Annotated in this window: 8 protein-coding genes and 1 rRNA gene; all 9 read right to left on the bottom strand. The window is 31.4% G+C overall.

Translation table 11 applies throughout. The annotated features are described in order from the left end of the window. Positions 1–16: 16 nt before the first annotated feature. On the bottom strand, positions 17–4,696 hold the full coding sequence (locus KQI88_RS04990; RefSeq protein WP_216415265.1) for a collagen binding domain-containing protein: 4,680 nt from the start codon (positions 4,694–4,696) through the stop codon (positions 17–19). 391 nt (positions 4,697–5,087) lie between these two features. Then, complete coding sequence (locus KQI88_RS04985) at positions 5,088–6,203, bottom strand: response regulator (protein ID WP_216415264.1); 1,116 nt, start codon at positions 6,201–6,203, stop codon at positions 5,088–5,090. Further along, positions 6,200–9,316, bottom strand: coding sequence for a hybrid sensor histidine kinase/response regulator (locus KQI88_RS04980; protein ID WP_216415263.1), 3,117 nt, complete (start codon positions 9,314–9,316; stop codon positions 6,200–6,202). The genes KQI88_RS04985 and KQI88_RS04980 overlap by 4 nt, the downstream gene beginning before the upstream one ends. Positions 9,317–9,615: 299 nt before the next feature. Continuing rightward, positions 9,616–12,180 (bottom strand): GH39 family glycosyl hydrolase, encoded by a 2,565-nt coding sequence (locus tag KQI88_RS04975; RefSeq protein ID WP_216415262.1) that lies wholly within the window; start codon positions 12,178–12,180, stop codon positions 9,616–9,618. 410 nt (positions 12,181–12,590) lie between these two features. After that, a complete protein-coding gene (locus KQI88_RS04970) occupies positions 12,591–12,806 on the bottom strand; it encodes a heavy-metal-associated domain-containing protein (RefSeq protein ID WP_216415261.1) in 216 nt (71 codons plus the stop codon). Between the two features lie 72 nt (positions 12,807–12,878). Then, complete coding sequence (locus tag KQI88_RS04965) at positions 12,879–15,341, bottom strand: heavy metal translocating P-type ATPase (protein WP_216415260.1); 2,463 nt, start codon at positions 15,339–15,341, stop codon at positions 12,879–12,881. A 48-nt stretch (positions 15,342–15,389) separates the two neighbouring features. Continuing rightward, a complete protein-coding gene (locus KQI88_RS04960; RefSeq protein WP_212381159.1) occupies positions 15,390–15,701 on the bottom strand; it encodes a metal-sensitive transcriptional regulator in 312 nt (103 codons plus the stop codon). Between the two features lie 191 nt (positions 15,702–15,892). After that, on the bottom strand, positions 15,893–17,380 hold the full coding sequence (locus KQI88_RS04955; RefSeq protein ID WP_216415259.1) for a methyl-accepting chemotaxis protein: 1,488 nt from the start codon (positions 17,378–17,380) through the stop codon (positions 15,893–15,895). Positions 17,381–17,640: 260 nt separating this feature from the next. Then, a 5S ribosomal RNA gene (gene rrf / locus KQI88_RS04950) occupies positions 17,641–17,757 on the bottom strand. Positions 17,758–17,900: the final 143 nt, after the last annotated feature.

The following is a 17,900-nucleotide window of genomic DNA, read 5'->3' as shown; positions in this document are numbered from 1 at the left end:
CTGTTACTTATGCCTTTTATTGAGCAGCTTTCTTTCTTATTGTTACCCAACCTAAAATAATTAGTAACAGCCCAGCCAAATACATCATAAGAGGACTTCCTTCACCTGTTTGAGGTAGCTTCTCAGTTTCAAAATCTGTTATAGTTCCTAGTGGTATACCATCATCTGGTACCTCAACCCCGTCATCTACAGGAGTTTCTTCGATTACAGGAGTCTCTGGCTCTTCTGGCTCAACATACTCCTGTGGTTCTACTGGTTCTGTTGGTTTCGTTGGATTTGTTGGTTCTGTTGGTCTATTTGGTTTATCTGGTTTGTCTGGCTTATCTGGTTCTTCTCCACCAGGTGTAGTTGGTGTTTTAATATTTTCCAAAACCAAATTAACAGTAATAGAACTACTTATTGTTATTTTATGAATAGTTTCGTCTAAATCATATCTTCTTGGTGCTTTTGTTTCAGCTAGTGTATATTTCCCTAATGGTAAACCTGTAACCGTATCTACTCCATTTTCGTCGGTTGTTAGTACAGCTACTACTTCTCCTTTAGAGTCTTTAAGCTCAAACTCTGCTCCTGATAATACTATTGTACTATTTTTACTATCTACCTTTTTAATACTTAACCCACCTAAAATTGGTTGTGGCGGTGTTTTTATATTTGATATAGATAGATCAATATGAAGTTCCTTATCTTCTTCATCACTTCCACTAATAACTATGGTGCGAGTCTTGGAGTCTAATTTATATCCCTTTGGTGGTTTTGTTTCTCTTAAAGTATATGTGCCTTGGGGTAAATTTTCTTGCTTTGCTGATCCGTTATCATCTGTTATTAAAATATACTCCTTGTTAGTTTCAGTATTATTAAGTTTAAATTCTGCTCCAGCTAAAACCTTAGTTTCATCTTTAGAATCTACTTTCTTGATAGCTAGTGAACCAAGCTTGTAGTTTTTAACTTCTAAAGTTTTCGTTCTTGTATTATTATCGTAATCCTCGCTTACTTCTTCCTTATCAAGCTTAATTTCTATTGGTTTTTCTAATGCCTGATATCCTTCTGGTGGATTAACTTCCTCCAAGAAGTAGGTTCTAAAGGATAGATTTTGGAATAAAATCACTCCATCTGCATCGGTCTTAATAGGTTCACCAACTAGTTTCTTTTCGCCATTTAAATAATAGTATAATTGGAACTCAGCGTCTTTTATTTTTTCATTAGGTGAATCTCCATCAATTTTTATTAGCTTAATATTACCTTTGTTAGGATCTATCTCTCCACCTACCCAAGAAAATTGCCTTGCACTGAGCTTTGTGGTTTCTATTATTTCTTCTATTTCTTCAGAACCACTAAAGGAAACCTTATTATTAACTTCTCCAGTTTCTGCTGAAACTACTGTACTATATCTTATTACATACTTAGAATCAATTTTATCTTGAAATTCTATCGTTAAAATAGTTTCATTTAAATCATTATTTTCTGTTTCTAAAGTATACCCATTTGTTAGAATAACCTCTTCTTCACCAACAATTTTATATACCTTAAGACTATCTACCACATATACAAGACCTGGGCTTATAGTGTCTACTACCTTAGCATTTTCAATTTCTGACAAGCTTCTGTTTATAATAATCTCCCAGTTAAGCTCGTCATCTGTATAAACTTTTGTCCCATTTACATTTATAGCTTCCTTTGATAGGAGCTCGTCATACTCGGAATAAGCTACTGTACCTGCATATGTTGATGATTGTTCTCCAATCTTAACTTCAGCTCTATTCATATATTCATTTTTAGATTTACCATCTACACTGGTTATATATATTATTACATATCTTTCTTTAACTTCTTTATTAAAGGTTAGTATAAACTCTTTTTTATCCTCATTAGAAGAAACTGTATAGTCTTCTCCCTTTACTAAGCAGTCATTAAGAATCTCTGTTGTTCCATTTGGGTTTACTTTATACTGTCTAACTTCAATACTATCTTCATCAAGAAGTCCATCATATTCCCAAGTATCAGTTACAGTAACACTACTACCAAGGTTTTGTTTCAGATAGTTTATATATACTTCCCATTGAAGTTTTCTCTCCTTACCGCTGATCCATCCATTAGTTCGTCCTTCTTCACCTTCATGTATTCTTTTACCTTCTTTTTTACCACTAAACCAAGATTCTGTATTTACAGTTGTTGAATCCTTAGAATCTTTTTCTATATCTTCACCACTTTTAGTTGTTCCTATAAATTGAGCTTTGTTTTCATATAATCCATTTGCAGTATTATCTTCTATCCCTTTTTCTGGATCAAAAGAAGTTTTATAGGTAATAGTGATTTTCTTATTTAGGGGTAAAGCTTTTTCTTTAAATTCAATTTCAAATCCTTTTTGATATCCTGTTACACTATCCTCAGTAAGTGGTTTAAGTGTATAATCGGCATCTTTCTCGAGCCCTGGTTCCACTTTTAATGTATCTTCTAACAATATTAAACCTTTATTGGGGAAAGTATCTATAATTTTAAGGTTTGTTATAGGATCTTTAATTGGGTCTATAGTAATTCTCCACCTAATAGTTTTTGCTTCATAGTCAGTGCTAACAAATTCTTTCTTATACGAATTATCTTTAGGTTTAACCGGAACTGGGGGTATTGTACCACCGTTTCCAACACCATCACCCGTTAAACAAGCTTCATTTTTAAATATTTTCCCTTCAGTAAAGTCAGTTATTTCTGTAACATATACTATTTTATAATAGTCTTTGCCTATATTCCCTAAATTTATTGTTAGAGTTGTATCTTCTTTTCCAGTAGGCTCTTCGGGATTAGTAGTTATAGTATATCCTTCATTTACTTCTGTATTATTTTTAAATATTTTTATATTATCTTTGTTCAACTTTAACCCTGCCGGAATTTCATCAGTAACTCTTCCTCCTGTTATTGGATGCCTAGCTTCATTTACATGTATGGTCCATGTAATAGTTTTGTCATCATACTTTTCAGCAGATCTACCTTCTTTTCTTAATATAGGTTTTCTTGCTACATAAACTTTCTTTTCGCTAGAATCGATTTCGGCACTTCCATCTTTCAAAATTACTTTATTAGTAAATGAATTGCCGTCTTTTTCATAATTACCATTGTTCACTTTGCTATAATCTATATCTGTTTTGAACTTAATTCGATACGCTTTTGTTCCGATATTTCCTAATTCAATATTAGAAATATCAGAAACATCCCCTGAATCAAATTCACTAGTTACATCAGTTTCGATCCAATTCTCTCCATTTTTTGTAAGCTCATATATTTTTATAGAATCCTCAATTAAGGTTAATCCTTCTGGTAGTACATCTTCAACAATAGCATCCGTTATATTACGTCCAGCTTTGTTCACGTCGATAGTCCACTCTATTATATCTTTTTCTCCATCTTGGTTCCCGTCTTTTTCTATAAGCTTACTTCTAATAATCTTCACTGGAGTACTTGTTGCTTCTAGTGGACCGGATCCATCATAAGAAAATTCAGCAGTATTTTCAAATGAAGTTTTACTATAATCTTCTATTTCAGTAGTAAACTCAATCCTATATCCACTGTAGCTTTCTATTTCTCCAAGGTCTACTGTAATGGATCTACCATCTACTGTTGGACTAATATAACGTTCGACTCCTATATTTTTACTACCATTATAGCCTAGGGTTAATGGATAAATTTTTATTTCTGTAGGTAATTTTAATCCATCAGGTATAATATCTTCAACCTTAGCGTCTGTTATTTTAGAGTTTTCTGTATTTATAACATCTATAGTCCATGTAATCTCTTTAGCATCTTGTTTTGAATCAGGTTCCCCTGCTTTAGTTATTGCAGTGGCTTCTTCCTTAGGTTTAAGAGTTATTGTTAGTTCCTTATTTGCTTTGTCATTAAATTCGATTTTTTGAATAGTGCTTTCATTAAACTTCTCTAAGTTAAATTCTACTCCAAAACCTACAACACCATTTTTTACTCCACTACTTGCAATTTCATCATTAAAAACAAACTCTAATATGTTTGTTTCGGCAGATAGATTAAATGTACCTACAATAGTTTTACCATCTACTGTATCTACCGTTATATTACCATTAAAATCTTTTGGAAATTTAAAAGCTTGTGGTACTTTAATACTTGCTGTATCTCCCGAGTTTACAGCAACTCCACTTTCAATTTCCCAGCCATATTCAAGTTTTACAATTATATCCTTTTCTATAATAATTGATTGGCTATTTTCGTCAAATTCTTCTTCTCCTACTTTTAAACTTTTAAAAGTAAAGATATCTCCTAAGTCTTTAGGGTCTTCTGTAGCCTCACCCATTGGTATTATAGGAAATAATATAGGTTCCTCTATTTCTTCGGTAGTGCCTTCCTCTGGAGTTACTTCTTCTGTTTCATCTTCAGGTGCTACTTCTTCTATTTCATCTTCAGGTATAGTTTCTGTATCTTCTTCGCTACCTTCTATGTTCTCTTCATTTTCATCCAGTTCTAGTTCTTCTAAATCCTCTGGTTCTTGTGCTGTATTATCATCTTCATTATTTTCAGTAGAAACAACTTCACCACTTACTTCTACTAAATCCGTATCTCCTTCATTCGCATAGGCTAAAAAGCCTTCTGTAAAAACACCGCTCATAACTGTTAACAACATAACTAAAATCATAAACCCACTGATTCTTCGTTTCTTTCTACTTTTTTGAAATATCATATTTTAAAAACGTCCTCCCTTCTTTTAAATTAATGACCTTATACTGCTTGATGCTCTTATCATATTTAATCTGCATTGTATTTTCCTTACAACACTGTAATAATCCGCTCCTTTCATAAATAGCTTATATGACAGCTTTATTGAAATAGCTTTATATTATAGGCCAAAGGTCTGTATTGCCTATAATATTTTTATCTGATACTATAACTATAAAAGCATATGTAAATTTTAACAAAATATGTCTGAACACTTTCTGAACATTAAGAATGATTTTCTGTTTAAAATAAGAATTTTTTTACAATTATAGCTCTATTTACTTAGTTCAATACTTATTCTACTAAAAAGGCACCTTAGGATAATAAATCCTTAGGTGCCTTAATTATTTATTTTTCTAATAATCTATATATTTACGATAAAGCTCTATAGTTTCTCTCTGTAGATTGATACCTAATTCTTCCTTTATGTTTATTCTAAATGATGTATATAAATTAATAAGTTTAGTTTTATCATTTATCTCACCATAGTACTCCATAAGCAAATAGGCATATTTTTCATTATATGGATCTAATTGCATCATTTTTACTAGACAGTTTTCAATATATGAAGTTAACTTCTTTTCTTGTCTTGCAATAAATAAGTATTTTTCTAGATATTTTAAAAAGGATTGTCTAAGCTTCTGCTGTTCATATAATGCCCATGGATAATTCTCTTCTTCTAAGTAATCTCCTTGATATAATTCTAATACTCTTTCAATATTAGAATTATTTATTTCATCAGCTTGTAATATATTTCTTAATTCCAATAAATCGCTTTTTATATCAAGTTTTAATATATACTGTTCGTTCATTAAGATGATAGGATTTATATTCGTAATTTCCTTAATGGTTTTTCGAAGTTGATATACCGTAGTATGCAATAATGTAGCTGCCTTGTCTGCTGTTACATATGGCCATAGGTCTTCTATTATACGTGTTCTGCACATAGGTTTTTCCTGATGATGCCATAGATATGCAAACAGTTCTTTTACTTTTTTTGTACGCCATTTTATTAAATTAGGCTGAGACTCCATTATCCTAAAGCTTCCCATGGTGTAAGCAAATAAATTATCATCTTGAGTTTCTAATAAGACTCTGTCTCTTACATATTTTTGATTCCTCTCTTGTAGTTTTAAAATAGTTTTTTTCAACCGATCCATATTCACTGGTTTCAATAAATAATCAATGGCATTTACTTCGAAGGCTTCCAAAGCATACTGAGAAAATGCTGTTACGAAAACAATTTTCAAATCATATTTTTTTATCATAAGCTTCTCTGCAAACTTAAGTCCATGGAATTCTCCCATTTCCATATCTAAAAACACAACATCAACTTCTAAAGTTTTCAATTGGTTTAGCGCTGTATTAGGATCTGTAAATTTTCCTACAACTTGGATTCCATCTATCTGTTTCAGTAATATTTCTAAAACATCTAATGCAATTTCTTCGTCATCGATTAATACCACTCTCATTTATTCTTCACCTCTGGTAAAACTATAGTTATGGTTGTACCTTGACCTTCTTTACTATCTAATAAAAACTTTGATCCTTTTATAAGCTTTAGCTTTTTTAATACATTAGAAAAACTAATACTGTTATTTTCATCAAGTAATAGTTTCTTCTGTTTTTCTTGAGAAATGCCAGGGCCATCATCTATTATAGTAATTCGTACCTCTTCTAGCTCTTCTTTTTGAACAGAAATTTTCACGTTTCCATTTGAGTTTTTTGTAGCGACTCCATGACGTACTGCATTTTCAACAAAAGGCTGAATGGTTAAAGGCGGTAATAATGCTTCAATGCTTTCATCGATGTTATAGTGTATATTCAATCGCTCACCATATCTCATTTTTTCGATTGCCAAATAAGCTTTAAGTAGTTCAATTTCTTTTTCTATTGGAATCATAGAATTATAATTGTGAAAATCTAATTTCCCTCTAAAATAGGTAGATAGGTGGTATAATGCTTCCCGAGTCTTTTCACTATCCTTATAGCTTAATCCAATTATAGTAGTTATGGTATTATGTAAAAAGTGTTGATTAATCTGAGAATGTAAGTAATTCAACTCATGCCTTACAGCCTCTTGGGCTGAATTTTTGATTGATATTAAGGATTCCACCCTAGCCTTTAGCTCTTCTGAACAAATAGGTTTTTGTAAGAAATCGTTGGCTCCTGCATGAAAAGAAGTCAGCATATCTGTTAATTGGCCAGAAGCAGTAAGAATTAAAATAGGTAGCTCCACCATATGATATTCCTGCCTTACAACTTTGCATACCTCATAGCCGGACATATCAGGCATCATCAAATCTAAAATCATCATATCTATTGTTTTGTTTTTTAACATATCTAGAGCATCTTTCCCATTGTCTACAGCAATAACAGTATAGTTAAGGGCCTTGATTAGGTTGATAAGAACCTTTAGATTTGGATGTTCATCGTCAACTACTAATATAGTAAATTCGCCTATGCCATCTAATCTTTCTGGTATGGTTAAAACACCTAAATTATCTTTATTTTCCTTATATGGTTTAAGGGGTTTTCCAATATATTCGACTTCTTTGGCCTGTTTTGTTGTACCTTCTTCCTTTATATCTGTTGTATTATTTTGATCTGCCAAGGGTAAAGTAAAAGTAAATATTGAACCTTTTCCAATTTCGGATGTTACCCAAATCCTTCCACCGTGTAATTCTACTAAATTCTTCGTTATTCCTAACCCTAATCCGAGTCCTCTTAGTCCTTTGGTTTGATGATTTTTTACACTATAAAAAGATGTGAAAATAGCTTCCCAATATTTTTTTTCAATCCCCATACCAGTATCTGCAACAGATATATATACATTATTCTCCTCAACGTTTGCTGAAATACTTATTTGTCCTTCTTCCGTATATTTGATTGCATTATGAATCAAATTAGAAATGATTTGTTTTAAGCGATTTTCATCTACATAAATTAAAGGAATATTATTAGGAATATTATTTATAAATTTGATGGCTTTACCCTCTGGAATCAGATAATTCATTTCTAATAATATATCACTTATAATCTTTATATCTACGGGTTTAGGATATATATTAATCTCACTTTCTTTTATCTTAGAGGCGTCTAATAAATCCTCCACCAAACTTGATAATCGCTTTCCTTCGTTATTAATTACCATAATGCTTTGTTGTTGTTTTAAATTTAATGGGCCCTCAGTGCCTTCTATCAAAAATTGGGATAAATTCAAGATAACATGTAATGGTGTCTTTAGCTCATGGGATGTTTTAGCTAAAAACTCATCCTTTAATCGATCATAGTTCAATAGTTCTTGAGATAACTTGTCTACCTGCTGATATGCTAGCTGAAATCGATAGGTCATTAATAGTGCCAAACCAAAAACCATAAGTAAAAATAATATTACCGGTATATTTCCAATACTTACTTCAAACAAAAAGTTTAATCCTAACAACAAACCATAGCAAACAAACGTTGTAACGATAGTTAATACATATTCTGAAGCTTCAACCTCATTGTACAAGGCTCTACACATTATCAATAGTATATATATATAGTTAATTGCTGCTATAAGAGCTACCATTATTTGAATAGTATACAACTCTACACCTATAAGTGTAAATATATTAAAGGGATCAAGTGCTAATGGAATACCAATAAAAGATATAAAGCAACTAAGTATTATAACTATTTTTTTATTGGCATATTCTTTAAAAAAATTATATGTAAACATTAAAAAGTAGTAAATAGATAAATACATTATAGGTATTTGAAATTCAGCTAAAGGGTAAAGTTCTACATTAGGCACTATTAAGTCTAATAACCGTTCGTTTAAAGTAGATACATATATTGATTGCAGAATACAAAACAAACTAAAATATAAAATATACTTTACTTCTATTCTTTGAAAAAAAGATCCTAAAAAATATAAGCCTAAAACAAGATATCCAGAAACAAGAAAAGCATCTAACGCTCGCTGTGCATCTCTTTTACGTAGTAACTGTTGGTATGGTCCAAAATCAATGGCATTAATAATTCCTCCTGTAGGATAGTCATGGTTAGCAACTTGAACAACCAATTCCACCTGCTCTCCTTCAATCAAATTAAACCCTGTATACATCAAAATATTGGGTTTAAAACCTTTAACATTTTCTGTAGGAATTCCACTAGAACCTACTTCTTTACCATTCATAAAAATCCTATTCGCATTACGAATTATATTAGTCTTAACTCCATATATGTCACCCTTTGGTACATAAATCATTAAACGATAAGTTCCCACACCAAATGCAGTCTTCTCATCTGAAATATAGTTATCCCATACTCCAGGTACTTGTACAATTTTCTTTATATCCCCATACTGATCAAATATGTTGTTATTACTTTCAGGAAAAATCAACTTTCCTGGATAAAACTCCCATTCTCCCATCAATTTGATAGTACCTTTTGTTTTAAAATCCCAATCTTGAATCAGTAAGCTTCCAGCCTCTGCCTTAGGTATCTTATCGTTGGGAAAATAATTAATATAAATAACACTTGAAATAGTAAGCAGAAAGATTACTATGGAAATAATAATTGCAGCATGTCTTTTCATATTTCCTCCTAATAGTAGTAAAAACCATTATTTTCATATAATATAAAAAAATTCGTCTGATGCTATCGCATCGACTCATGGCGCACTTAAAATTTATTCTAAATTTTCAAGTGCTTAAAATATTGCCAACATCCTACTTCTTTAAAAAACTTAAATAGTCAAGAAGTTTATACTTTCTTACACTATAAAAAAGGAGCCAACTACTTAGCTCCTTTTTTATATATATTTTAACTTCTTATTACTATTATTTCATCCTCATTTTTGCTAAATAATGGTTAACTATTTGTCTTTTTAGCTAACTATATTTTCTTCTCCAAGGTTATCAACTCAACACCATGTACAGGTATATATAGTCTTTCTTTATATTCTCCCTTTACTTTTAAATAGCCTACAGTAATATTAGGCCGGACTTTTCCTCCTAAATACTCTAGTTCTTCCTGTGTCATATTTTCTGGCATACCCATTTTTATCCATTCATCAAATACTGAACCATCTTCCCTGTTTAGCTGATATCTTGTAATTTTATAGTAACCTTCCAGTCCACTTATATTAATCACTATCTCTTTTGTTGGTTTTTCTTCAAAAACTAAATATCTTTCTGAATTAGTTAATGAAGAAGTATCTCCTTTTAAAAACAAGTCATCAAAATATGCATAATTATAGGCTAATACTTGAATATCTTCATCTTCCCTTGTAATAATATGCTCTTCACCCTGTTCAATAATTATTTTTCCTAGTTTAGACAGAAGGTAATATGCAAAATATGATGGTTTCTTCAATCCATTCTTATTAATTAATCCAAAACCCCCATGAAATGCTGAAATACCTGCCTTTGTTTCTTCCATTATATCTGTAAAGGTCCAATAACCTAAAGAATCCACCGTATTTATGCAATTTACAATATTTCGAATAATAAAAGTAGCAATAAAGCATGTATCATGTATCAAGTTTCTTCCATAAGATGAAGCATTCCATTCTGTTATATGAATTTCTGGACCGGAAAGACAGGAGTTATCAATCATATCCTTTGCTGAATTTATCGTGTCATAGGTATGATTCTTATCAAAATATATTCTCTGCATATTTATCCATTCTGCAACTAATTGATTTTGGCTCTCTCCTTGTTTACTTCTCAACATTATATTCTGTACTTTTTTCTTAGACTCATAGGATTCCGGATATATATGTAAAGAAACAAAATCTAAAGGAAGATTATTATGACTGCAATACACTAAAAAATCTTCTAACCAAGTTCCATCAAAAATAGCTTGATGAGTAATGGAAGGGCCTCCTACCTTTAGCCTATCTGAAACAGATTTAACTGCTAATGCGGTCTCTTTATAAAATTCAAAATAATTATCTTTTCCTCCAATCCAAAACATATGCTCTATATCTGGTTCGTTCCATACTTCAAAATACCAGGTTTCCACTTCTTTTAAACCATATCTGTTTATGCAATGCTTTATAAATTCTTCTACTAAATTTGTCCAAAGCTTAATATGTTTGGGTTGAGAAATATTTGCTTTCCACCAAAATGTTACTTCATCGGTCTTTTTTAACTCTGAAGGCATAAAGCTAAGCTCAATAAATGGCTTTATATTTACCTCTTTAAAAAAATCCAAGATCTCATCTATATAAGACCAATTGTACACAATATTACCTTCATCGTTAATGTTACATACCATCATATCATCAGAAAAAATACTGTGAAATCTTATGTATTCAAATCCAATCTCTCTCTGAACTTCTTTAAGCTGACCTTGCCATTGAGCCCTTAGTCCTTCAGAAGCCCTACTAAATGTAGTTAGCTTTTTCCAATAATGTTTGAAGTGTTTTCCTTTTTCCTCTGCATTCGCAAAAATATACTCTACATTGGTTTTATAATTATTCTTATCCTGGTTTTGTATCTCCTGAGGTTGTAAATAACTAAGTAGCTTTTTTAGTCCAGCCTTCCTATTTACATCTAAATAAGTTCTGCTTTTATAAATCTCTTTATTGTTTGTTAAACTTTTAACCTTAGAATCTACATTCATATTGTATTTTCTATATTCAGTAGGACTACAATTAAACTTTTCCTTAAAGAGCTTATTAAAGAATTTTGTACTAGAAAACCCACTTTCATAGGATATTTCTGTTATTGTTTTGCTACTATCCAATAGCAAACTAAAGGATTTGTTTAATCTTAAAGTATTTAAATAGTCCTGGAAGGTCATCCCTAATTTTTCCTTTATAAAGTGGGATACATAATAGTAGCTTAAATGCTCTTTTTCAGCGATATCATTAAGAGTTATTTTACTTCCTAAATTTTCATTTATATATATTAAAATTGCCTGAAGTCTAGCTAGATCTTTATCATTCATTTCTTCTTTTTCTCTATCTATAATACCAGTAGCAAAATTATTGACTAGATAATCAGCTAATAAATACACTTGACTAGCTATAGTAAGTTGAAATCCTTGTTTTTTCTTATTAAAATTCCAAACTACTTTAGCCATGTAATGCCTAATTATGTCAAATGCTTTTTGTTCTTCCTGACCATAAATGAAGGATTTACAATTAAATATCATTTTAGCAAACTCAGAGTAATAATTGGAAAACATACTAGGATCTATCTGAAGGGCTAATAGCATATTATCACTTTTAGTACGGCTAATATTATGCACTTGATTTCGATTTATCAATATAAGATCATTTTCCTTAAGAGTATACTCTTTATCCCCTACTCCTATATTTACTTCTCCTTCCAGCACTAATAATATTTCTATTTCATTGTGCCAATGAGTTTTAAATCCCCCTACACTATGGATAAATGCTTTTACTGGAAATCCATCATACCACTCAACTATTTCATAAAAATACTCCACATCATCACCCCTAATGAATTGTTACATCTTATCCCATATTTGCAAATATTTTTTCTAGCATACTTAATGTTATAATATGGCTGTAGACAATAAGTACTTTTTACCATTTGTAGTATTTGTACCCATTTATTCTACACAACCACATCTTTTCTATACAATTTATACTTTATAAGTCCAAATTCATCCTTTCAATTTCTATATAAACCTAACCGTAGAGGTTTTCTATTGATAATAATACACATATTTAATTTAATAAACCATCTTTATATAAAATTAAATACTTATTAAATTTTTCACTATAATAAGTAATGTTTTGTAAGATATTAAAATAGCACTGATTAATGTATAAATAAAAGCGTAAAGGCTACCCTTTAGTATTGGTATCCTTTACGCTCTTTTGTTAAATAACTCTATAAGTTTTCAATATCTACTACATCATATCCTGCATCTTCTATTATTTCTTTAATAGCTTCATCAGAGATATCTGCTGAAAGTTCTACTATAGCATTTTTACCTGCTAAATCAACAGTCACTTCCTTTACAGCCCCCTGATCTTTTAATGCCTTTTCCACCCTTCCTGAACAGTGTCCACAACTCATTCCTTCAATCATAATTTTCTTTTTCATTTTATATTCCTCCTGTTTTTCATATAAAATATATATTAAGATTTTTTCTGTATTGCCGTACTTTAATTCTATCTAGCGGTGCGATGGCTTAAAGCCCCTTAGCCTTAAAGCATTTGAAACTACTGAAACAGAACTAAGTGCCATGGCTGCCGCTCCAATCATTGGATTTAATAGTGGTCCACCTAGTGCATATAATACCCCTGCCGCAATTGGAATACCTGCAGTATTATATCCAAATGCCCAAAATAGGTTTTGTTTAATATTCGTAATAGTCTTCTTGCTTAACTGAATGGCTGTTACAACATCCATAAGATCACTTCTCATTAATACAATATCAGCAGATTCCATAGCAACATCTGTACCAGATCCTATAGCCATTCCTATGTCAGCCTGAGCCAGTGCTGGTGCATCATTAACACCATCCCCAACCATTGCAACTTTCTTGCCTGTAGCCTGTAGCTTTTTAACTTCATTAGCCTTATCTTCAGGCAATACTTCTGCCAATACTATATCAATTCCTACCTGTTTTGCTATAGCTTCAGCAGTTCTTCTATTGTCTCCAGTTATCATAGCTACTTCAATTCCCAGTTTATGAAGAGCATCTATAGCAGCTTTACTGCTTTCTTTTACAACGTCTGCAACAGCAATAATACCTGCTAGTTCTCCATTTATAGAAATATACATTGGTGTCTTACCTTCAGTGGCTAATTTATCTGATTCGCTTTGTAGAGTAATTGCAATTTTTCTATCATCCATTAACTTTTTATTACCAAGTAGCATGTTTTTATCTTCAATTGTAACTTCTATACCATGTCCTGGAATAGCAATAAACTTATCTACCTTCTTCAACTCTGAGTTTTTTTCTTCCCCAGCTTTAACAATAGCTTCACCAAGTGGATGCTCTGAACCCTTCTCTGCAGATGCTGCAAGAAGCAGAAGTTCTTCTTTTGTTATACCTTCCTGCACAACTATATCCGTTACCTTTGGCTTACCTTCTGTAATAGTACCTGTTTTATCAAATACAACGGTTTTAACTTGGTGAGCAGTTTCTAATGCTTCCCCACCTTTAATTAACACACCATATTCTGCTCCCTTACCTGTACCTACCATAATAGCTGTAGGTGTAGCTAAACCTAAGGCACAAGGACAAGCAATAACTAGTACTGATATAAATATAGTTAAAGCAAAGTTTAGCGAGCTTCCTGTTAGATACCATATTGCACCAGCAATAATAGCGATACCAATAACTATAGGTACAAAGTATCCTGAAATAATGTCAGCCATTTTAGCAATAGGAGCTTTAGAACCTTGTGCATCTTCTACTAATTTAATTATTTGTGCTAATGCCGTATCTTTTCCAACTTTTGTGGCTTCAAAAGTAATAGATCCATTTTTATTAATACTTCCACCAGTTACTCTATCACCTTTGTTTTTCTCTACTGGGATACTTTCACCAGTTAGCATAGACTCATCAACAGAAGTATATCCTTCTTTTACTATACCATCTACTGGTATTTTTTCGCCAGGTTTTACAACTATGATATGTCCTACTTCTACTTCTTCTATAGGAATTTTAACTTCTTTTCCATCCTGAATAATTGTTGCTACCTTAGGCTGTAGTCCCATTAGTTGTTTAATAGCCTCTGATGTTTTTCCCTTAGACACAGATTCTAAATACTTACCTAGCATTATTAAAGTAATAATAACACCCGCTGTTTCAAAATATAGTTCCATAGCCATATCATGGTTTCCACCGACTATTTCCATAATAGCGTAAATACCATAAACAAAAGCAGCACTAGTACCTATAGCTATTAGAGAGTCCATATTAGGACTGCCTTTAAACAATGTTTTAAAGCCTATAGTGTAAAACTTACTACCAGCTAACATAACAGGTATAGTTAAAAATAATTGAATTAAGGCAAAGTTTAGAGGATTATAATGAGGATTTATAATTTCTGGTAAAGGTGCCCCCATCATATGTCCCATAGAAATATAAAAAAGTGGTGCAGTAAATATAACAGCTATAATAAATTTTTTCCAAAGAGTTTTTATTTCCTTTTCCTTTGCTTCTTTATCTTTATCACTACTCATTTCAACTTCTACATCTAATGGTTTATATCCAGCTTTTTCAATAGCTTGCTTAATTTTAGATATTTTTATTATATCATTATCATATTTCACTTTAGCCTTTTCTGTAGCAAGATTAACGCTAGCCTCTATTACTCCATTTTGTTTTTTTAAGGCCCTTTCTACAGCAGCGCTACAAGAAGCACAGGTCATACCCTTAATAGGAATAGTTATTTCTCTTACATCTGTATCTTCTACAAGTTTATATCCTAGTTTATCTATTCTATCTGCCATATCTTCCATGCTTATTTTTTCTGTATCATATTCTACAGTAAGTTTTTCTGTAGCCAGGTTTACAGTAGCCTTTGTAACTCCATCTGCCTTGGAAATGTTTCTTTCAACTGCAGATGAACAAGAAGCGCAGGTCATACCCTTAACACTTACTGTTTTAGTAGTAGTTTTCATAAATATTTCACCCCTTCATAATATATAGTTTTGTAACCCTATGTTTGATTATTTTGTTAACTTCTTAATGGTTTTTAAAACCTCTTCTATTACGTCAGTATCTCCATATTGAAGCTGATCAACTACGCAATTCTTTATATGACTCTCTAATAAAATAATTTGTACAGAATGGAGAGCAGATCTGGAAGCTTCTATTTGATTAATAACATCATCACAATAAGTGTTATTTTCAATCATATTTTTAATACCTCTAATCTGTCCTTCTATTCTATTAAGTCTATCTAAAACAGATTTTTGAGCTTTAATTGAATTTTCTGTTGGTTTCTTTGTTTCTTTATCTACGCCACAACAATTTTCCATACAATCACCTCCCTTGTTTTAAATATACCATACCCCCATAGGGTATGTAAAGTGCTTTTTATAAAAATTTTAAAATTATTTTATTATATAAAAAATAGAATCTGCTATTTAAACAAGTCTTTTATACTATTATGCAAAAAAGACAGGCATAACATACCCATCTCTTTCATATTTAGTATTCGGATTTTTTATTATTCTAAAGATAAATCTCCCATTATAATTCCTATTATATTACCTTGGTCATTTATAACAGGTACAGCTATGGTAACACAATATGTGTTAGAAGACAAAGAAATATAAGGCTCTGAAATAAAGGTTTTCCCTTTAATAGCTTCTTGGAAATAAGGTCTATGTGCATAATTTCCCCTTATTTCTTCATCGCCATGGCTTGAATCCCTAAGAACAATAGCTTTGCTATCTCCTGTATTATTCATTACAGCTAAAAGCTCAAAGAAATTATGTTTTTTTATTTCTATAAGTAGTATTTCACATGAAACAAATTCATTCATATCATGTACCTTTTTATTTTGGCTGGTATTCTTTAATACTTCAATACCATTATTAACTAGACTTTTCATACGCCCATCCATAATAAACTCTTTTACAAAACCATTAATAATAGTCTGAATATCACTGGTCATTAATCCAAGTTTTTTAATAGATTCAAACATTATTTGCACCGAAGCCGTTTCTTCCTGTACAGAAGCTGCAGCTTCCTGAGCAAAAGAGGTTGATTTTTCAGCAGCTAATGTAATTTTTTCTATTGCTTCATTAAATATTTGTATTATCTTTACTTCTTCCTCAGCTAAGTTATATATACTTTCAACTGCATTATATGTATTTTCCGTAGATTGTAAAATATGGCCTAGTTGATTTTTACTTTCGTTTATTGTTGTAATATTTTCCCTAGACCTACCTACCTCGTTTTCAATTTCCTGTGTGATATTATTTACTTTTTCCATAATACTATTAATAATAATTTCTATCTCCCCTGCTGATTGTGAAGATTGTTCTGCTAACTTCTTAACCTCATCAGCAACTACAGCGAAACCCCTACCGGACTCACCTGCCCTAGCAGCCTCTATAGATGCATTTAAAGCCAATAAGTTTGTATTATCACTAATATTAGTAACTACATAAGTTATTTGCTGAACCTTTTCAGCCTCTTGCTTTAAATCCTTCATTTTACTAGAAAGGCTAATGCTCCAATTAGTATTTATATTAAGTAGATCAACGGCTTTTTCAAATACCTCCGTGCTATCTTTAACTACTGAAACCATTTCCTTTGATATATCTTGTGTTTTTTTAGATTGTTCTAAAATATTTAATATATCTTTTTCCATTTTCTCTGTATATTCTCGTGCTTGAAAAATCGCTTGATTCTGAGATGTTGCCTCTGATGCAATATCCATTACAGCAGCCGCTACTTCCTCTGAAGAATCAGAGATATACTTTGCATTATGTTCTAATTCTTTAGTAAAGTTTAGTGTTTTCTCGTTAGAACTATATACTTTACCAATAAAATTCCTAAATCCAAATAAAAGTTCATTTATAGATTGTGCTAGCTCCCTAACTTGTTTATTCCCTCCAACTTCTAGCCTTGAAGTTAAATCTCCTTGTGAAATTTCAATGACCTTGGCATTCATCTTTTCAAGTTGCTTGTTTTTCCCCCAAACCATTCTTATTCACTCCCCTACAATGTCTTTTAACTAATTAATTCAACAATATATTTTAGTTACCTGCCTATTTTAAAAATTATATATCAATTACTCTTCAACAAAATAATGTAAATCATATTGATAAATAATATACATTGTATTAACATAGGCACAGAGATCTTTTTATTAGATAACTAACTTTTCATAGTGAACCATGTATTTTACAGAAAATTAGACAATAAAAAAACACAGCTACATAAATTGTAACTGTGTTCTTAAATATATCGCAGCGACCTACTCTCCCAGGCAGCTTCCCGCCAAGTACCATCAGCGCTGAAGGGCTTAACTACTGTGTTCGGTATGGGAACAGGTGTGACCCCTTCGCTATTGCCACGATATTTTTGAAAATCAAGTTGTTTTTCAACTGGATTTTAATCATACCACTTTAATAAGTAATATGTCAAGAGAAAATAATTCCCTCAAAACTATACAATGTTAGAATATATTGGTCAAGCCCTCGACCTATTAGTACCTATCAGCT

Origin of the sequence: Alkaliphilus flagellatus, assembly GCF_018919215.1 — a bacterium.
GTDB lineage: Bacteria > Bacillota > Clostridia > Peptostreptococcales > Natronincolaceae > Alkaliphilus_B > Alkaliphilus_B flagellatus.
The sequence above is the reverse complement of the archived record's forward strand: the minus strand, read 5'-3'. Positions and strand labels throughout refer to the sequence as shown.